This is a genomic window from Sulfobacillus sp. hq2, assembly GCF_002903155.1.
Classification (GTDB): domain Bacteria; phylum Bacillota; class Sulfobacillia; order Sulfobacillales; family Sulfobacillaceae; genus Sulfobacillus; species Sulfobacillus thermotolerans.
The window spans coordinates 250957-267602 of record NZ_NWUL01000034.1; the positions used below are offsets into that span (position 1 = coordinate 250957).

General features: G+C 51.5%; 19 protein-coding genes, 3 tRNA genes and 1 pseudogene. 13 read left to right on the top strand and 10 right to left on the bottom strand.

All coding sequences use genetic code 11. The annotated features are described in order from the left end of the window. Window position 1: 1 nt before the first annotated feature. From CO251_RS10850 to CO251_RS10880, 7 genes are read left to right on the top strand one after another with little or no spacing between them, the layout of a single operon-like run. Entirely contained in the window at window positions 2-781 is a 780-nt protein-coding gene (locus CO251_RS10850) for a flagellar biosynthetic protein FliR (protein WP_103375822.1), read from the top strand. Then, window positions 778-1869: a flagellar biosynthesis protein FlhB gene (locus tag CO251_RS10855; RefSeq protein WP_103375823.1), complete on the top strand. Its 1092-nt coding sequence runs from the start codon at window positions 778-780 to the stop codon at window positions 1867-1869. The genes CO251_RS10850 and CO251_RS10855 overlap by 4 nt, the downstream gene beginning before the upstream one ends. Continuing rightward, window positions 1866-3902, top strand: coding sequence for a flagellar biosynthesis protein FlhA (gene flhA, locus CO251_RS10860; RefSeq protein WP_103375824.1), 2037 nt, complete (start codon window positions 1866-1868; stop codon window positions 3900-3902). Before CO251_RS10855 ends, flhA begins: the two co-directional genes overlap by 4 nt. After that, window positions 3899-5008, top strand: coding sequence for a flagellar biosynthesis protein FlhF (locus CO251_RS10865; RefSeq protein ID WP_103375825.1), 1110 nt, complete (start codon window positions 3899-3901; stop codon window positions 5006-5008). Before flhA ends, CO251_RS10865 begins: the two co-directional genes overlap by 4 nt. Continuing rightward, a complete protein-coding gene (locus CO251_RS10870; RefSeq protein WP_103375826.1) occupies window positions 5001-5900 on the top strand; it encodes a MinD/ParA family protein in 900 nt (299 codons plus the stop codon). The genes CO251_RS10865 and CO251_RS10870 overlap by 8 nt, the downstream gene beginning before the upstream one ends. 16 nt (window positions 5901-5916) lie before the next feature. After that, complete coding sequence (locus tag CO251_RS10875; RefSeq protein WP_103375827.1) at window positions 5917-6645, top strand: flagellar hook basal-body protein; 729 nt, start codon at window positions 5917-5919, stop codon at window positions 6643-6645. 40 nt (window positions 6646-6685) lie between these two features. Then, complete coding sequence (locus tag CO251_RS10880) at window positions 6686-7462, top strand: flagellar hook-basal body protein (protein WP_103375828.1); 777 nt, start codon at window positions 6686-6688, stop codon at window positions 7460-7462. Here CO251_RS10880 and CO251_RS10885 read toward each other — a convergent pair. Continuing rightward, entirely contained in the window at window positions 7459-7995 is a 537-nt protein-coding gene (locus CO251_RS10885; RefSeq protein ID WP_103375829.1) for a lytic transglycosylase domain-containing protein, read from the bottom strand. The two genes, CO251_RS10880 and CO251_RS10885, sit on opposite strands and share 4 nt — an antisense overlap. A gap of 87 nt (window positions 7996-8082) precedes the next feature. On the opposite strand from CO251_RS10885, the gene CO251_RS10890 reads away from it, so the two are divergent. Genes CO251_RS10890 through fliN form a run of 3 tightly spaced genes read left to right on the top strand, consistent with a single transcriptional unit; the run spans window position 8083 to window position 9930 of the window. Beyond that, window positions 8083-8559 (top strand): flagellar basal body-associated FliL family protein, encoded by a 477-nt coding sequence (locus tag CO251_RS10890; protein WP_103375830.1) that lies wholly within the window; start codon window positions 8083-8085, stop codon window positions 8557-8559. A gap of 41 nt (window positions 8560-8600) precedes the next feature. Further along, window positions 8601-9521, top strand: coding sequence for a flagellar motor switch protein FliM (locus CO251_RS10895; RefSeq protein ID WP_103375831.1), 921 nt, complete (start codon window positions 8601-8603; stop codon window positions 9519-9521). After that, on the top strand, window positions 9505-9930 hold the full coding sequence (gene fliN, locus CO251_RS10900; RefSeq protein ID WP_103375832.1) for a flagellar motor switch protein FliN: 426 nt from the start codon (window positions 9505-9507) through the stop codon (window positions 9928-9930). Before CO251_RS10895 ends, fliN begins: the two co-directional genes overlap by 17 nt. 37 nt (window positions 9931-9967) lie before the next feature. On the opposite strand, the pseudogene csrA reads toward fliN, so the two are convergent. The 8 genes and pseudogenes from csrA to CO251_RS10945 all read right to left on the bottom strand — a co-directional run. After that, a pseudogene (gene csrA / locus CO251_RS18080) lies at window positions 9968-10129 on the bottom strand (carbon storage regulator CsrA); the annotation flags it as partial. Beyond that, on the bottom strand, window positions 10101-10568 hold the full coding sequence (gene fliW, locus CO251_RS10910; protein WP_103375834.1) for a flagellar assembly protein FliW: 468 nt from the start codon (window positions 10566-10568) through the stop codon (window positions 10101-10103). The pseudogene csrA and the gene fliW, both read right to left, overlap by 29 nt. A gap of 43 nt (window positions 10569-10611) precedes the next feature. Beyond that, window positions 10612-11508 (bottom strand): flagellar biosynthesis protein FlgL, encoded by an 897-nt coding sequence (locus CO251_RS10915; RefSeq protein WP_103375835.1) that lies wholly within the window; start codon window positions 11506-11508, stop codon window positions 10612-10614. A 48-nt stretch (window positions 11509-11556) separates the two neighbouring features. Continuing rightward, complete coding sequence (flgK, locus tag CO251_RS10920; protein WP_103375836.1) at window positions 11557-12996, bottom strand: flagellar hook-associated protein FlgK; 1440 nt, start codon at window positions 12994-12996, stop codon at window positions 11557-11559. Between the two features lie 26 nt (window positions 12997-13022). Then, a complete protein-coding gene (locus CO251_RS10925; protein ID WP_103375837.1) occupies window positions 13023-13352 on the bottom strand; it encodes a hypothetical protein in 330 nt (109 codons plus the stop codon). 22 nt (window positions 13353-13374) lie between these two features. After that, window positions 13375-13752 (bottom strand): DUF327 family protein, encoded by a 378-nt coding sequence (locus tag CO251_RS17430; RefSeq protein ID WP_103375838.1) that lies wholly within the window; start codon window positions 13750-13752, stop codon window positions 13375-13377. A 365-nt stretch (window positions 13753-14117) separates the two neighbouring features. After that, a complete protein-coding gene (locus CO251_RS10940) occupies window positions 14118-14315 on the bottom strand; it encodes an aspartyl-phosphate phosphatase Spo0E family protein (protein ID WP_242968556.1) in 198 nt (65 codons plus the stop codon). An 86-nt stretch (window positions 14316-14401) separates the two neighbouring features. Beyond that, window positions 14402-14617, bottom strand: coding sequence for a hypothetical protein (locus CO251_RS10945; RefSeq protein WP_103375841.1), 216 nt, complete (start codon window positions 14615-14617; stop codon window positions 14402-14404). 192 nt (window positions 14618-14809) lie between these two features. Here CO251_RS10945 and CO251_RS10950 point away from each other — a divergent pair. The 3 genes from CO251_RS10950 (at window position 14810) to CO251_RS10960 (ending at window position 15053) form a co-directional block, all read left to right on the top strand. After that, window positions 14810-14886: transfer RNA gene (locus CO251_RS10950), tRNA-Met, on the top strand. A 1-nt stretch (window position 14887) separates the two neighbouring features. Continuing rightward, window positions 14888-14964, top strand: a tRNA-Met gene (locus CO251_RS10955). Between the two features lie 13 nt (window positions 14965-14977). After that, window positions 14978-15053 (top strand) — tRNA-Lys (locus CO251_RS10960). 404 nt (window positions 15054-15457) lie between these two features. On the opposite strand, the gene CO251_RS10970 is transcribed toward CO251_RS10960, so the two are convergent. Further along, complete coding sequence (locus CO251_RS10970) at window positions 15458-16552, bottom strand: hypothetical protein (RefSeq protein ID WP_103375843.1); 1095 nt, start codon at window positions 16550-16552, stop codon at window positions 15458-15460. Window positions 16553-16646: the final 94 nt, after the last annotated feature.

The window sequence follows — 16646 nt, forward strand, 5'->3', positions numbered from 1 at the left end:
TATGACCGTCAGTTTGGTGTCAACGCAGTTAACGGAAACATTCTTTTTGGTAGCATCCCGGTTGGCGGGATTAGTGTTCAGCGCCCCGGTGCTCAGTTCTGCGTACTTGCCTCGCATGCTGAAAGTAGCCTTAATTCTGGCCCTAGCGGGGGCTTTGTCACCTTCTGTGCAGGTCAGCGCCTCTATCTCGGGACTTGCCTGGGGACTCGATTTAATTGTTAATTTCGCCGTGGGTATGCTGATTGGTTTGATTTTGTCCTTGTTTTTGGCGGTTTTAGATATGGCTGGTCAGGTGGTCACGTATGAATTGGGTCTGGGCTTGGCGATTGCGTCAAATCCTGGGCTCGACGAAAATGGCTCTTTTCTCTCGGAATGGCAAAGTCTCTTAGCCCTCTTCGTCTTTGTGGCGACTGGGGGGCTGGAACTCTCGGTGATCGCGTTGCATGCAAGCTTTCGGGCCATTGGGCTCAATATTATGGCACTTCCTCTACCCGCTTTATCGTTTGTCACGGGACTCATGACGAGCGCGTTGACGATGACGTTATTAGTCGCGTTTCCTTTGCTATTGGCGGGCTTTATTGTCAACATGGCGGTCGGCATTATGTCGCGGGCGTTTCCACAAATGAACGCCTACTATCTTTCATTGCCGGTCAATTTTGGCGTTAGCCTCTTGGTGTTTGCGGCCATGTTGCCGTTGTTGATGGGAATCTTACCAAGTTTTTGGGACCAGGCGTTTACCGATGTGAGTCGGCTTTTAGCGTTATTGGAGGGAAAGCCGTGACAGCAATAGCTGGGCGTATTTATTATGCGTCGGCGGGAGAGAAGAGCCACCAAGCGACACCCCATAAAAAGCAAGAAATACAAAAACAAGGCCAGAGTTGGAAAAGCCCGGATTTTCAAGCGGCTTTAGGCTTGTTTGTCGGGTTCTTGATGATCGGCCATTATTTGCCATGGGCAGGATCCCAATTAGGATTTCTAGAGTCCATGGTGTTGCAGTTGTCGGCAAACCCCGCCAATGCGTTAGGGCAAGCGTGGATTGAAGCTTTTGCCATCATGATTCGCATTTTGCTGCCCATCACTCTACCGCTGGTTATCGCGGGGCTCTTTGCGAGCAGTTTGGAGAAAGGCTTTCGTCTGTCGTTTAGTGGTTTGAAGGCGGATTTTACGAAGATTAATCCCGTTGAAGGTTTAAAGCGCCTCTTTTCCCAAGACAGTATGTGGCAGCTCGGCAAGGGCGTCTTAAAAATTGCCATCATGGGTTCGCTTGCGGCGTGGTTGATTCACCGCCAAGTGGCGGATTATGCGGGCTTGATGGCTGAATCTTTGGGAGGCGCCTTACATTCGGCTTTAAGTATGATGGGGCAAGTATTGCTGTTAATGTCTTTAGCGTTTTTTATCATTGGCATTGCGGATATGGGATATCAGTCTTATGCGTTTCAGCAAAAGATTCGCATGACGACCCAAGAGGTTCGGGACGAGTTCAAGAATACCGAGGGGGATCCTCGTGTCAAAGGCAAACGCCGAGAACTGGCGCGGCGGATTTGGCGGTCGGGCGTGCGTCAGGTAAAAAATGCGCAAGTGGTCGTGACAAATCCCACGCATTATGCAGTGGCTTTGCAATGGGACGAAAAAAAGATGGCAGCCCCTATTGTCGTGGCTAAAGGGGTTGATGGCACCGCCAAAAATATTCGCGACATGGCCATGCGCTATGAAGTGCCTATTGTTGAAAATCCTCCGCTGGCGCGTTCCCTCTACGAATTGCCCATTGGGCAGGCGATTTTGGAAGAGCATTACCAAGCCGTTGCAGATATTTTAGCGTTTTTGATACGCAAGCGTCAGGGGCGTCCCATGGGGAGGCGTGAGCCATGAAGTTCAGTCGAGCGATCCTCAAAGAAGCCTTTGTTCCTGTCGCCGCCGTCATTGCGATTTTAATGCTCGTGATCCCGATTCCTCCTTGGCTCTTAGATTTCTTTTTGCTCATTAATATTGGCTTGTCGATTGCGGTCTTGGTATCCACGATGTTTATCAACCAAGTGCTCGAGTTGTCCGTCTTTCCATCACTCTTGCTGTTAACGACGTTATTCCGGTTGGCGCTCGAAGTGACGGCGACGCGCCTGATTTTACTAGAAGGCAATCCTGGCTCGGTCATTCAGACCTTTGGGCGCATGGTTGTGGGCGACAATGTCGTCGTGGGGATTATCATTTTCATTATTTTGATCGTCATTCAGTTTATGGTGATCACGCGTGGCGCGGAACGGGTCAGTGAGGTGGCAGCGCGGTTTACCTTAGATGCGATGCCCGGAAAACAGATGGCCGTGGACGCGGAACTCAATAGCGGGATGATACGAGAAGCCGAAGCGAAACAACGGCGCGCCGACATTGAGCGCGAAGCGGACTTTTATGGAGCAATGGATGGGGCATCCAAATTTGTGCGCGGCGATGCGATTGCGGGCATTATTATCGTGCTGATTAATATCGTGGGTGGCTTAATTATTGGGCTGTCTGAACGGCATTTGGCGATAGGCGTTGCGCTGAATACGTACACGATTCTCACCATTGGCGAAGGTATCACCACGCAAATCCCTGCCTTGTTGCTGTCGACCGCGACCGGTATTTTAGTGACGCGCTCGGGCGCCACCGGAACGTTGAACGATGATGTCCTGTCCCAATTAACGCAATTACCGCGTGTTCTCTACATTGTGGCGATTGTGCTCTTCTTATTGGCTTTACTGGGCATTCCGCCGTTTGTGCCTATGGTTTTGGGAGCAGGTGTTTTTTACCTCGGCTGGCGCATCGAACAGCGTCAAAAAGTGCAGAAGGCATTGGAGGCACGCCGCCAAAGCCAAGAAGCCGAAAATCTCAACAAGCGTCCCGAAGCGGTGATGCAGTTGATTGGATTTGACACCGTGGAGTTGGAGGTGGGTGTTGGGTTGGTGCCCTTAGTGGGAGGACAAGCGGGGCAGGATTTGCGCGACCGCATTGTGGCCTTGCGGCGGCAAATTACGACAGAGCTGGGCTTGGTTATTCCTCCCGTGCGGGTACGTGACAGTTTGGACTTAAGTCTCAATCAATACCGCATTCGCGTTCGTGGCGCCAGTATCGCCGTAGCGGAAGTGCGTCCGGACCGTTTTTTGGCGATGGGGGGACAAGACTTGGGGATAGAGAGTGCCATTCTAACCAAAGACCCCGTGTTTGGTTTGCCCGCCTATTGGATTCGCGAAGACTCGCGAGACCGGGCCGAATTAGCGGGGGCCACCGTGATTGATGCCGGGTCCATTTTGGTGACGCACTTGGCCGAAGTCATTCGTTCTCATGCCTATGAAATCTTAGGGCGTGAGGATGTCAAAAAATTACTCGACCATGTGAAACTCACGCATCCGGTGGTCGTGGCTGAACTCGTGCCCGACTTGCTAACGTTAGGCGAGGTCCAACGCGTGTTAGCCAATTTGCTGCGAGAGAAAATCTCGATTCGCGATATGCCAACGATTTTAGAGGCCTTGGCGGACCGCGCCCGCACGACACGCGATCCTGATCTCCTCACTGAAGCCGTAAGACAACAGTTGTCTCGTCACATTACAGAGCCCTTGATTAAGCAAGGCTTCTTGCATGCGGTGGTCTTGTCGCCGCGCATTGAACAGGCCATGAAGGATGCGATGGAGACAACCGATACTGGCACCTATTTAAATCTCGATCCCAAAGTGGCTCAAGACGTGGTAGGGGCTTTAAACACCCAACTTAAGCAAATGCCGGCAGGGCTTCCTAAAGTGGTGATTACGTCGCCTTTTGTGCGGCTGTATTTTAAGCGCTTGACAGAAAGGCTTTTCAAGGATTTGTCGGTGCTGTCTTATGCCGAAATTCAAAGTGATGTGGGAATCAAGACGATGGGAGTGGTTGAAATATGATTGTCAAACGATTCAGTGGTCAGACGGTGGAAGAGGCTTTGATTCGGGCGAAGTGGGAACTCGGGGATGAAGCGGTATTACTATCCTCGGGCCCGGCGAAAGATCGATGGTGGAAAGTGTGGGAAAAAGGCTATCACGTCTTGGCAGCTACCGATTACCCCGTGAGCAAAAATTCACGTGGAACTTTAGACGAGCCTCATAGTGCCCATGAAGTAGCGGCGGGTCAGTCTCAAATGGTGGAGAGAATCCAGACAACTCAAGATGAGCGCTGGGATGCGGTGTTAAAACTGTTGTCGCAGGTCGACCGCAAGATTGATCAGGCGGTGCCCGTGGCACCGGGGGCCGGGGAATGGTATGACTTTTTGCTGGAGCGAGAACTTCCTCCAGAGTGGGCACGTCGGTTAGCCCAAGGCGTGCCTAGTGAGGGGACCAAAGAGATCCAGCAAGAAGCGCTCCAGCGTTCGGCTGTGGAACATTTGATGATCCAGCCCGTGTTGCCCTTGACAAGGCCACAAGCGGTTATTGTTGTCATCGGACCGACCGGCGCCGGCAAGACCACGACAATTGCCAAGCTCGCTACTTATGCGCGTTTGGAATTGGGGCGGTCTGTACTGCTTGTGACCACAGATACCTACCGGGTCGCTGCTGTCGAGCAACTCAAGACATTTGGCGGCATTTTAGATGTGCCGGTTGCCGTGGCCAACCGGCCGCAGGATCTGCCGGCAATCATTCGGGAACACAGTCCCGAAGTGGTGTTTGTGGATACTCCAGGTCATAGTCTGAGCCAGCCCATGCAAATTCGGCAGAGTCAAAGTGTCATGAAGTACGCTCACGCTACAGACGTCCTTTTGTGTATGCCGGCTACCGCGTCTCGGTCCCTATTCGTTAAGACAGCCCAGACGCTAGCAGGAGATCACGCGGTGAGTTTATGTCTGACGAAAGTGGATGAAGTGCTCTCACCAGGTACGGTCCTCGGCGCTTTGATGGATCTGCAATGGCCCTTGGCGTATATCGCGCATGGTCAAAATGTGCCGGAAGATATCGGACCGGCGTCAGCCGATGGCTTGGCCCAGTGGCTGATGAGAGGCGGGGCATATCATGGCTGATCAAGCCCAAAGGTTGCGTCAGTGGATTCGCGAGAAAAGTCTTAAGGCCCAAGAAACGGTGTTAGAGGAACGCGCGCAAGGCAGCCGTGTGGTCGCCGTGACGTCAGGGAAGGGCGGCGTAGGCAAAAGCCAGTTGACCTTAAACTTGGCCCTTGCGTTAGCGCAGAGAGGACAGCGGGTGGTTATCTTAGATGCCGACCTTGGTTTGGCCAATATCAACATCTTAATGGGGTATGAGCCCAGCTTTACCTTGTGGGATGTCGTTCAAGGTGCGGCGACTTTAACCGATGTGATGCAAAAAGGTCCCTTGGGGATTCGCATCATTCCTGGGGCGTCGGGGATTAGTGCATTGGCGAGCCTAGACCCTGTCGAAATCTCGGGGATTATAGAAGGATTTCAGGAGTTGGAGAGCGAATGTGATTGGTTATTGGTCGATACCGGTGCGGGCATTGCCGCCAACGTGCTGGCCTTTGTGTTGGCGGCCGACGAGGCGCTGGTCGTGTCCAATCCTGAGCCGCCTGCGTTAGCGGATGCTTATGGATTGATTAAAGCCGTGTGGGAGGCTAAAGGCCACGTCGCGTTGAAGTTGGTCATGAACCGCAGTACCACCGCTCAGAGCGGAGAGGAGATGGCGATGCGCATTGTCACCTTGGCGATGAAGGTCTTGGACCAGAAAGTCGAGTTTATGGGGACTGTGCATGAGGATCCGCATGCGAAGCGGGCAATAAGCCGACAAGAACCGTTGTTGCTGTTGTATCCCGCGTCTCCAGCGGCTATGGATATTGGACACTTAGCCGACCGTCTGATTCACCGCATTCAGCCGCCAAAGCGCGGGCGCTTTGGACAGTTTGTTGCCCGAATGACCGCCTTATGGCCTACGTTACCGTCATAGAAAGGAGACGCCTTGCATGAATGCTTTATATACCGCGGCATCAGGCCTGTTAGCGCAACATCAAATTCTTCAAGCGACAGCGGGTAATATAGCCAACCAAAACTCCTTGGGCTACCTGGCTCAAAAGACGCAGGTGGTGGGATTTTTACCCCAGACGGTGCTGGCGGTAGGGCCACAATCCACCCAGGCCATTGGCCAAGTGATTTCCGCACAAGCCGTCATCTCGCAATACGATGTGGCCCCGGGTGCCATCCGTTCCACGGGGGTGTTTTCCGAACTGGCCATTTCTGGAAACGGCTTTTTTGCCGTGCGAACGCCAAGTGGTGGCGTCGCCTATACCCAAGATGGGCGGTTTCATCAGACTTCTCAAGGACAGTTGGCAACTGCCAATGGCGATCTGGTTTTGTTGTCATCAGGAAAGCCGGTGCATCTGGCTCCAGGACCCTTTACCGTCAGTATTACTGGGGTGCTGTCCCAAAATAACGTCACGCTTGGCACGTTAGGATTGGTCGATTTACCCGCAGCGGGATTAACCAGTCTGGGGGGAGGTTTGTATCAGTCCAAGACACCGCAAGCCTTTACGGGAAACGTGATTCAAGGCGCGGTCAACACCTCAAATGGCAGTCTAACGGGAGAGACCGTGGATTTGATGCAAGCCGAAGAAACCTATCAGTCCCTGACGTCCTTGGTGAATGAAGAAAGCACTCGGCTGAAGACGGCTGGAGCCTTGGGGGTTCTTGGGTAAGTGACTAGCATGGCAAATGACAAGGTAGGAGGCGTTAGAGATGTTTAGTGTGCTGCATGCAGCCCAAAGTGGGATTGAGGTTAGTAATTTGTGGTTAAATGCGATTGCGAGCAACGTGGCCAACAACCAAACTCCCGGCTATGGCGAGCGGCTCACGGCTTTTAGTAACGGCCCCAATGTGGTGAGTCGCGCAGCAGGCCGTATGGTGGGGTCCCAGACGGTGCAGCCGGAATTAGGCTATACTGCGGGGGCGTTTATGAGTCAAGATGTCGCCTTGTTTGGTACCCAAATGATGTCCAGCTCGAATCCCCATGATGTGGCCATCAATGGCTCAGGGTTTTTTCAAGTCAAAACCGCTAACGGGACAGTGGCCTATACCCGCGACGGGTCGCTGCAAGAAGACGGTCAGGGGCAGCTAACTTTGCCAGGGGGCAGTTTGTTAGATCCCCCGGTGACGGTGCCGCCTGGTCAAGAATGGGCCATTGCGCCCAATGGAACGGTGATGGCGGGGCCAGCTGGGCAACCACTAAAAGCCATTGGCAAGATATCTTTGGCGCTTTTTGCTAATCCTGAAGGGTTGATCAGTGTGGGTCATAACCTCTATCAAGCCTCTTTGGCTTCGGGCCCAGCTATCCTCGCAGCGCCCGGCACCCAAGGGGCTGGAACGCTGGAGGATGGAGCCCTCAATGGCAGCGGCGTAAGTCTCGCGTCGCAGCTTGTTGATATGATTGTGGCCCAAACGGCCTATTCCGCAAGCGCTAAAGTCATGAGCGTCCAAGAAACGCTTAGCCGCGGATTAACACAAATTACGACTTAAGACGGTGACGGCGTATTCGCCAGCGCTTGATAGGTAGCGAGCACCTTTTGTACGTATTGCTGCGTTTGTTCATAAGGCGGGATGCCACCAAAATGGTCTACCGCACCAGGACCCGCATTGTATGCCGCGATGGCTAAAGGGAGGTTGCCATGAAACGAGTCGAACAAGCTTTTCAGATATTCGGCACCCCCCATGATGTTTTGCTCAGCATTATAGGGATTGACGCCCAACTCTGCCGCCGTACCTGGCATCAATTGCATGACTCCAACAGCGCCCGCCGAACTGACGGCTTCGGGATTCAAAGACGACTCAACCGTGGCTACGGCCTGAAGCAAAGCGGGCGACAAACCCGTGCTGGCGGCCGCTTGCTGAATAGAGGCTTCTATGGATGCGGACGGTTGCGAAGATTCTGGGGTGGCTGCGTTGTTTTGGGCCTCTGACAGCGCCGTGGCAAACGGGCTGGGCAAGGTGCTTGGTGGGGTAAATTCATTGAAAAATAGGGTTTCAAGCGCCCATAACAGTAATGGTTCCATTGTTCAAGGTACCCTCCTCGATTTCAGTGTACAGGCACCGTGCGCGATTGAGGAACAATTAGGGGGATTTTAGGGAGGATTTTCAGGATGAAAAAGTTTTTGGTGTTTGTTCTCGTATTTTTGTTGGGGGCAGGAGCTGGTGCGGCTGGCTTGATTTTTGGGGATCCGTCCTTGTTGAGCCATGCGCCGAAACCCGTGGTGGAAGCATTGCCGTATAATCCTCTGACAGCTGTTTCGGTTACGGAATCCGGTATTGAAAGCAACTTAGGCAGTTCTGGGCATTATGTCAGCTTTAATGTGGAATTTGATGTAGCATTAGCGGCCTTAACGAGCCAAGGGGGAAGCAAGGCAGGGGCTGAAGGGGGATCGGGAACGGGTTCTCCGGTTCTTGATGCGCGCATCCGTAATGATTTGATTAATCTAGCCCGCAGTACTCCATACCATGAGTTTACGGCGTCCGGAGGGTTGTCGACATTTAAGACGCAGGTGCGAACGGTTTTGGAATCGATTTTTGGCCCGAATACGATTGGCCCCATATACTTCTCATCGCTTATGACCCAGTAATTCGCGATGGAAATGAGGCGGATGAAAAGAGAGGAAATAGGATGGGACTCGTCAAAGATCTTAAAGAAGTAAGGCCGTATGATTTTCAACGGCCGCATCAGCTCAGCCGCTTGCAGTTGGATGCCATTACGTTGATGATGGAGTCATATCTGCGTATGGCGTCAAACTTCTTGTCGACCTACCTGCGCACGCCCGTACAAATCCAGCATTTGAGCACCGAGCAGATGCCTTATGAGCAGTATGTGGAGACCGTGGCGATTCCGAGTGTGTTAGCGCTTTTTACCATTAATCAGTCAGGATCTGGTCTCTTTGAAAGTTCACCCGAAGTCACCCTCGCGATGATTGATCGCGCGTTAGGGGGACCAGGCACAGGGCACTTTCCCAACCGCGAATTAACAGAAATTGAGCAGACTATTTACCGCCGCATTATGGAACGGCTGTTGAGCTTACTCAGTCAAAACTGGTCCTCGCTTATGCCGTTTGAAGCCGCGGTGGATGCGATTGAGTATAACCCTGCTTTCACCCAGGTTGCCTCGGAGGGAGATCTGGTGGTCGTCCAACAGCAGCAAATTACCATTGATAGCCACAAAGGGAAACTCTCTTGGGTCTGGCCGTATCCCGCCATTCAACCATTTGCCATGTTGTTAGGCCGACATGCTTTAGGGCGAGAAGATGATCAAGAGATTATGCCGCGGCCTCAGGAAATGGTGCGACATGTGCATCACACCCAGGTGCCGGCCCAAGTCGTTCTAGGGCGCACAGCGTTGTCTTTGGGGGAGTTCCATCAATTGAAGGCAGGAGATGTGGTGATCTTAAAGAACCGCTACGATCAACCGCTCGTGATGACTGTCGCGCATCAAGAAAAATTTCAAGTGCTGGCTGGCCGTATGGGAGGACATTTGGCCGTCAGGATTACGGCACGAATTGCCGACAAGGAGGATGAACATGGCGGAAAACAATAGTCGGTTAACGCCTGAGGAGCTGGCAGCGCTGACGCAAGGGTTGTCTGATACGTCCGGTGCCGAAGAGATTGAAGCACGTCCCGTAGAGTTTGCCGAATTAACCGGCCCCGCGGTGCCGCGGCCTGGGCAAACGGCGGGCGTAGATTTTCTCTGGGATGTACCCATGGACGTCGAGGTTGTTTTGGGGACAAGCGCATTAGCAGTGCATGATGTCCTAGAAATGGGACCGGGGTCCGTGGTGGAACTCGACCGAGCCTACGGCGAACCTGTTGATGTTTTTCTGAACGGCCGCATTGTGGCACGTGGTGAGGTGGTGATTGTGGGGGAACAGTTTGGGGTTAAGATTACGGAGATTTTGGCTTCGGTGAAGGAGATGGCGGGACCGGAGCCGGGGCCTTCAAATCACTAAGGTCATCTGGGGACACCGAGTGAGCCGCCAGAGCATTTTCTTTCTGGGCACGAAAAAGCTCTTCGCGCATGACACTGACGGCGCGAGGAGCTTCAATGCCCAGTTTGACTTGATCGCCTTGCACTCCCAAGATGACGATGCGGATTTCGCCTTCGCCAATAATCAGAGCTTCATCGGTTTTTCGGCTCAGTACCAGCATTTGTGGTGTCCTCCCCTATTAAGGGATATTGATATGAATAGGGTAAGGATAACACAAATTGGCCGCCATGCCGCGTCTCCCGGTTAATGATTAGCGGACTTTTGAGGTTGACCGTGGCTTTTAGAGCGCCGGTTGCGGAGTGTGTGACCGTACAAATGCATAAAATCGCCCACGTCTCCTGATTCCCCAAGTCCGGCAATTCATTCGCGGGCACCGTATATGTCGCATCAAAGGTATACGGATCAATGACAATAAAGGCGAGAGTGGGATCAGTGATGGACTGTAAATATAAAAATGGGCTGTCGCTGCGGTGTGGGAGTAAAATAAATTCCTTGTGATTCGCAAACCCTAAAATGGGATAATCCATGACCAGAATATCGTGGTCGACAATGGTGATTTCCCCATGAAAACGGGTCCGAATGGTATTTTGCGTCATCATCCTATTAATCTCTCCCTTGCATGATATCCCGCTATGGCGGCCTCTATGGATGAATGTAATTTAGTAAAGATATGGAGAGAATTTGGGCACCACTTTGTAAGGCGGCTTGGTAGGCCTGTTCTTCTTGCGTCAGCTGTACCGTAACGGCTGTCATGTTGGCACCAGATACTTGTGCTATGGTTTGATTGAGGTTCTGAGCTAAGGTGGTCAACTGCGTTTGAGCTTGGGTCACTCGCTGCATGCGGCCTCCCACAATACTCTGTGCTGTGGATAAGTAGCCCTCATCGGTTTGAAGTGTGCCAAGCATCGCTTGGCTGGCCGAGGCGCTAGTGGTTACAGCCGTGGCGAGTTGGCTTAAGTCGTTATATACGGTAGCAAGGTAGTTGGTGCCGCTGGGCTGCCCCGCATTTTCCATGCCTGTGAGATTGATGGTGACTTGAGCATTTTGACCAATTTGATAGATGCTCGACTGAGTGCTGGTCGGTAGACTGACGCCAGAGGCGGTCACCGGCGGCGTGTCTTGGTTATAGCCGTTGAAAATGTAAGCCCCTTCATAACGGGTATTGAGTAATTGTCCGAGCGAGGTTTGGGCCTGTTCCACTTCTTGGGCTAGGGCCTGACGGTCGGTTGGCGTCAGCGCATTGCTTGATGCTTGGACTGTAACCGATATCATTTTTTGCCAGAGTTGTTGCATGTTTTGTAACGCACCACTGGTGACGTTTAGGACATTTTGAGCGGCGGTTGCCGAATTTTGATATGCCGTGGTTTCGGTTAGGGCCGCACTCAGGCTCATGGTGCTCGTGACGGCTTCGGGATTGTCCGATGGGACTTGAAAGCTTTGTCCGGTCGATGCTTCTTCTTGCAATTGATTAATCGTTTGGTATTGGGTTTGCATGTTGGCCAAAAGATTATTGCGAATGGTAAGGGGTGTAATCTGCATAGCGATCCTCCTACGAATTGAATGAAGGCCCATTGGCCTGAGATAGGATTAGCTGACGGCGGCCAACAAACTGGCCATGGTGGACTGTTCCACACTGACCAATTGCGCGGCGGCTTGGTAACTTTGCTGTTCTTGAATGAGTTGTGCCGATTGTTCGTTGACATCGACGCCGGTGGCACTCTCTTGAGCATTTTGCAAAGAGTTCAAGGTGTTTTGGGCGCTTGCGAACTGGTTGCTGGCTTGTTGACCATCGTTGCCCACTTGCCCGACTAAATTGGTATAAAACTGATTGAACGTCACGCCCGTTGACGTGGTGTCTAAAGTCCCCGTTGTGGGGGATATTTCGGGTTGATAGATCATATTGGCAATAGTCAAGGCGTTGCTACCATCGCCCGGGGCGTTAGGGTTTTGTGCGGCAGCGACGTCTTGTGATGTCAAGGTTGAAGAGACTTGAATTGTTGACGCCGTCACGGGAGCTGTCGAGGACAAGGAGGACGTAAAGAAAATGGGACCGTTAGTGGCGCTATTTAACGTGTATCCGGCCTCTTGTTGCGCATTGACCGCAGACGCGAGATCCCCAGCCAGGGCATCAAGAGAGGTGAGATATCCAGGTAAATTTTGATTCCCCGCCGTTAAAAGGCCAGCCAATTCTCCATTTTGCAACCCATTCGAGGCATTGAGGGTTTGTGACGGATTATCATGAAAAGCTATTTGGTCGACGCTATTGGCTGTGGTCGGAGCACTGGTCATGAGGCTATGGGCCGTTTGATTGATGACTAAGGCATTGCTGCCCAAATAGATATTGACACTTTGGTCCGGATTCACGGTATAAGAGATATTGACCAATTGGCTTAGTTGGTTCATTAATGTGCCGCGTTGATCCAAAAGCGTATTGGCCGATCCGCCTGCGCCCGTGACGGCGCTGATCTGTTGATTCAGTTGGGCGATTTGACTGGTAATGGTATTAATCTTTTGGACCGTATTGACGACGCTCTGATTGATATTTTGTATTTCGCCGGTGATTTGATTGGCCATGCTATTAAACGTACTGGCTAAATTTTTTCCTTGGTCAATGACGGCTTGGCGCGCTGACAAACTTGAAGGGGTCTGGGATAACGTCAGCCAGGCATTAAAAAAGGCTCCCATCGCCTCAGACAAGCCACTGGCGGAAGGCTCTTGAAAGACATTTTGGATTTGAGACAAACTGGTGTTCATGCTCTGCCAATAGCCGGTAGTTCCGAGTTGGGTCCGTACACTGCGAGCCAAGAACGCATTAGATGCCCGCGTAATGGCATCGACACTGACGCCTTGCCCTTGCAAGGAGCCATTGAGCTGAGACGATGGGATGGGTGGTGTTTCGACGAGATTCGCTATTTCATTGTGATAGCCGGTGGTCGTGGCGTTGGCCAAGTTATTTCCGGTTACTTCCATCGCTAATTGCTGGGCAGAGAGGCTGCGGCCTGCAATATTCAACATCATAAATGACATGCGATCACCTTCCTTCACGAAATGTCCTAAAAATTAACATTGACGGATGGTTGCTGTGACTGCCCGAGTAGAGTGAGGACAAAATCACAATAGCCTAATTGGCTTTGTAGCACCGTACTTAAAAGCTGGGAGCGTGCTTGCCAATGTTCCGCATGACGGCGCAAGACGTCTCGCTCTTCGTCAGTGAGGCGAGCAATGTCAAAAAGATACCGATTGACTTGAGTTAGTGGATCCAATTCCGATTGAAGCAATTGCAAGAGCACCGTCGAATTTCTCTGGGTAGCCGCTTCAATTTTTCGTTCGGTCAATTCCTCGAGTTGTGTTAAGGCATCCATGATAGTTTCAAAAACAGTCATGAGTTCTCCTTTGGTCTGTGCGCTATAGCAAAATATCACAAAGTAATCCGCGAATTAGATCCATCCGCTGCATGACCACACTAGCGGGGGAGTGATGAAGGATGGCCTGACGCAGATTTTCCAGTTCCGTAGATACCGATTTGATCCGGACCATATAGCGAAACCCCCCAGATGGAGAGAAATATCCTCCGATTTCCGTTTGCTGCTCGTCCAGCGCCCCGCGCAACATCTCTTTAACCGTCCGCGTATAAGCGTCTACGGCTTCCAGTGTCATGCGCGTGAGCACACGATGTTCTTGTTGGTCGAGTCGTTCCCACTGCTTGGTCAGATCAACTTTCGGCTGACGGGCAGTGGGTGGCGATGACAAGCTAGAGGTCGTATGGGCCAAGCGCGTCGACACTTTTTGTGCTTCCATATTTTTATTGTACGAGACGATTGTCGAAAGTACGAAAAATAGGGCGGGTTTAGCGAAAATTCTTTGCGGTTTTTGCAAAAAGAGGAAGGATTTTTTGGAAAAAATGTAGAAATGTCTAGGCGCATTCTTTATCCGACATACTGTAGAAGGGGAGAAAAAAAGAATGGCAAATTCCCATGCAAACACCATGTTAGAAACCATACGGCAACTACAAAATGAACTTGACCGTATCTATGCAGTGACTAATGATTTGTCAGACGACACCTTAGCGGCTGTAAGCCACGAGTTAGATGCACTATTTGTCCACTATCTACGAAGCCAAGGTGTAGTCTCCGACATATCGGATGCTATTACATAGCACCTTTTTGGCATTGCGATTGCCAATACTGTTGCACTCGTACAATGTACAAATCGATCTCTTGACTCACAGCGAGAACGTCGGGATCCATGTTCCCCTTCATTTTAGCTAAAGTATCGAGCACTCCTTGCAGAATGCGAATGCGTTCAATGGCACGGTGATATTCCGCAACACTCTTAAGTGGGCTCATGATGCCCTCCCTTTGTGGATTTGAATAAAAAAATTATACCACGATCCTTAAGATATTCAAGATCGTGGTATTTATGGAAAAAAATGTTACTTTATCCGCAACTGTTTCTTGAGCCAGTAGGCGAAAATTTCTGCGCCCCCTACTCCTGCTTGTCGGGCTGTATTGCGGAACTGGTCAAACATTTGGAAGACTTCAGCCTGTGCTTGAGCATGGCCCGGAGTGGGTTTGACAGCAAGATGAATACCTTCTTGGTTTTTTTCAATACTAATGTCGTAACCACCCAGTCTTGTTTTACGCGCCATCGCTGCGCCTCCTTGTGCACTGTCCGGTAGTTTGATATGACATAGTGTATCACACCGCGTAAAAAATGGTGACCAATACAGCGGTGTTTAAGTGTATCGTCATTGGAAGAGCGGTCAGTTGTCGAGAAAAGCTCCTTGACAAATAATCATGACGCTCCTATACTATCATTTGTGCGTGGGAAGACTTAATATCGCGGGGTAGAGCAGTCTGGTAGCTCGTCGGGCTCATAACCCGGAGGTCGCAGGTTCAAATCCTGTCCCCGCAACCATGGCGGCGTAGCTCAGTTGGTTAGAGCACACGGTTCATACCCGTGATGTCGGTGGTTCGAGTCCACCCGCCGCTACCATATCATATAATGCGGGCGCGTAGCTCAGTTGGTAGAGCAGCTGACTCTTAATCAGCGGGTCCACAGTTCGAATCTGTGCGCGCCCACCATGTTTTTCCTTCCCTGCTTTACTTTCCGGGGTTTCAGTCGGGCCATGGTAGGCCGAAAAATAGCTCCAAATCTGATGAAATACCTGCGGTCTTCCGCACAATTTCCGCCCAGCGCAGGTCGGTGGGCCTTTTTTCGAGATCCCGAATACGCCGGGGCCAATTGCGCAGAGCTTGGTCCTCCGCTTTCCAATGTCCGCTATCCACAAAACCCGTGAAAATGATTGTATCATCCTGTCGCAATTCGAGGTGTCCACAATTTAGACTAACATCCTGATGGCGGACTTATTTTTCTGTCATTTTATCAACGTCAACGATTTCCAATGCGTCGAAGCTAATGGCTGTCGAACTACCGGTTAAAATTGGCGAGAAGGAGGTATCACTATGGATAATTGATGCGGCACTTGTCAACGAATTATCACACTAGTCGAAATGACTTTCGCCACAGTTTTCGGAGCGACTGCATCAATTTCCACGCCCAAAGGGCTTGGACGTGTAATGACTGCGGCATAGCCATAGACAACATATTTATTGAAATTGATGTTCCCGATGGGAATAGAAATGCCACCGATCGGAATGGTGAATTGGCCAGAGAGTTGAGTCGCCTGAATAACACGCCATTGTACACCGGGGTTATTAATAAACTGGGTTACGTCATAGTGCCCTTGATTATTTAACAGGGCTCCAGCATTGCCACTAAATAGCATCCGAACCCATTCAGCGGAATTCAATGGGTTAACCCATACGAAGCCCCCAGCATCTCCCGCACTCCAGCGTTGTTTTGTCCAACCCGATGGAACCTCTAATTGTACGGTAATACTGGGGGGGATCGTGACCCGTTGTGTTTGGAATAAACCCGGTGCAGGGGTCACGTTAGATAGCTCCCCAGGAGTAAATGAACGGGATACCGCACTGACTATCGATGACCAATGGTTCTTGTCGATTGCAGGATACGAGATGGACAGCACATCCCTATGAGTGGATCCAATGAATTCTTTGGTGTAATAGATTTGGGAGCCATGGATTCCAGACACGACGAGCCAATCGGATCCATGGGCCTGATACGCAGGGTGTTTCTGATGGTCCAAAGTGCTCAACGCAGATGTGACCGTTTCAATGTGTCCCATGGCGTTACTATATTCCCCGTACACGACAATATTTACCGAGCCGGAACTCCATGACCTTCCATCCCGATCTTCGACGGGTCCCGATTCGGTAAACGATTGGGGCACGGCTACAGAATATCCCCAAATGCTGTTGTGATAGGTCACGTATGACAATGGGGCCGCGGGTGTGGAAGCCCTCAACGCGGCGGGCGACGATGTGGGGGAAGGGGACATAGGACGGGATGACCGCGGGGATGTACTAGGCGCGGGACTCACCGTGTGTGAATGCGGAGGGAGAGCACTGGCCACGGGAGGCGCGGTCGTACCGCAGCCAGTGAGGACTATACTGCCCAACAAAATGGCTGCGCCGACGAGTCCATTGTGTCGTATGATCATGTCATCAAGCCTCCTAATCCGCTCTACCTTAGAATAACGCCCCCCGGCCTACGCCGGTTACCAGCAATGTTTGACAGGAGCCGCGCCGGAGGAA

Excerpts from the sequence above, each read along its gene's own strand:
- CO251_RS10880 (WP_103375828.1), top strand. The coding sequence starts at position 6,686 with ATGTTTAGTGTGCTGCATGCAGCCCAAAGTGGGATTGAGGTTAGTAAT.
- CO251_RS10915 (WP_103375835.1), bottom strand. The coding sequence starts at position 11,508 with ATGCAGATTACACCCCTTACCATTCGCAATAATCTTTTGGCCAACATG.
- flhA (WP_103375824.1), top strand. The coding sequence starts at position 1,866 with ATGAAGTTCAGTCGAGCGATCCTCAAAGAAGCCTTTGTTCCTGTCGCC.
- fliN (WP_103375832.1), top strand. The coding sequence starts at position 9,505 with ATGGCGGAAAACAATAGTCGGTTAACGCCTGAGGAGCTGGCAGCGCTG.
- fliW (WP_103375834.1), bottom strand. The coding sequence starts at position 10,568 with ATGATGACGCAAAATACCATTCGGACCCGTTTTCATGGGGAAATCACC.
- CO251_RS10925 (WP_103375837.1), bottom strand. The coding sequence starts at position 13,352 with ATGACTGTTTTTGAAACTATCATGGATGCCTTAACACAACTCGAGGAA.
- CO251_RS10875 (WP_103375827.1), top strand. The coding sequence starts at position 5,917 with ATGAATGCTTTATATACCGCGGCATCAGGCCTGTTAGCGCAACATCAA.
- CO251_RS10895 (WP_103375831.1), top strand. The coding sequence starts at position 8,601 with ATGGGACTCGTCAAAGATCTTAAAGAAGTAAGGCCGTATGATTTTCAA.
- CO251_RS10945 (WP_103375841.1), bottom strand. The coding sequence starts at position 14,617 with ATGGCGCGTAAAACAAGACTGGGTGGTTACGACATTAGTATTGAAAAA.
- CO251_RS10850 (WP_103375822.1), top strand. The coding sequence starts at position 2 with ATGACCGTCAGTTTGGTGTCAACGCAGTTAACGGAAACATTCTTTTTG.
- CO251_RS10885 (WP_103375829.1), bottom strand. The coding sequence starts at position 7,995 with ATGGAACCATTACTGTTATGGGCGCTTGAAACCCTATTTTTCAATGAA.
- flgK (WP_103375836.1), bottom strand. The coding sequence starts at position 12,996 with ATGTCATTTATGATGTTGAATATTGCAGGCCGCAGCCTCTCTGCCCAG.
- CO251_RS10890 (WP_103375830.1), top strand. The coding sequence starts at position 8,083 with ATGAAAAAGTTTTTGGTGTTTGTTCTCGTATTTTTGTTGGGGGCAGGA.
- CO251_RS10865 (WP_103375825.1), top strand. The coding sequence starts at position 3,899 with ATGATTGTCAAACGATTCAGTGGTCAGACGGTGGAAGAGGCTTTGATT.
- CO251_RS10940 (WP_242968556.1), bottom strand. The coding sequence starts at position 14,315 with ATGAGCCCACTTAAGAGTGTTGCGGAATATCACCGTGCCATTGAACGC.
- CO251_RS10870 (WP_103375826.1), top strand. The coding sequence starts at position 5,001 with ATGGCTGATCAAGCCCAAAGGTTGCGTCAGTGGATTCGCGAGAAAAGT.
- CO251_RS10970 (WP_103375843.1), bottom strand. The coding sequence starts at position 16,552 with ATGATCATACGACACAATGGACTCGTCGGCGCAGCCATTTTGTTGGGC.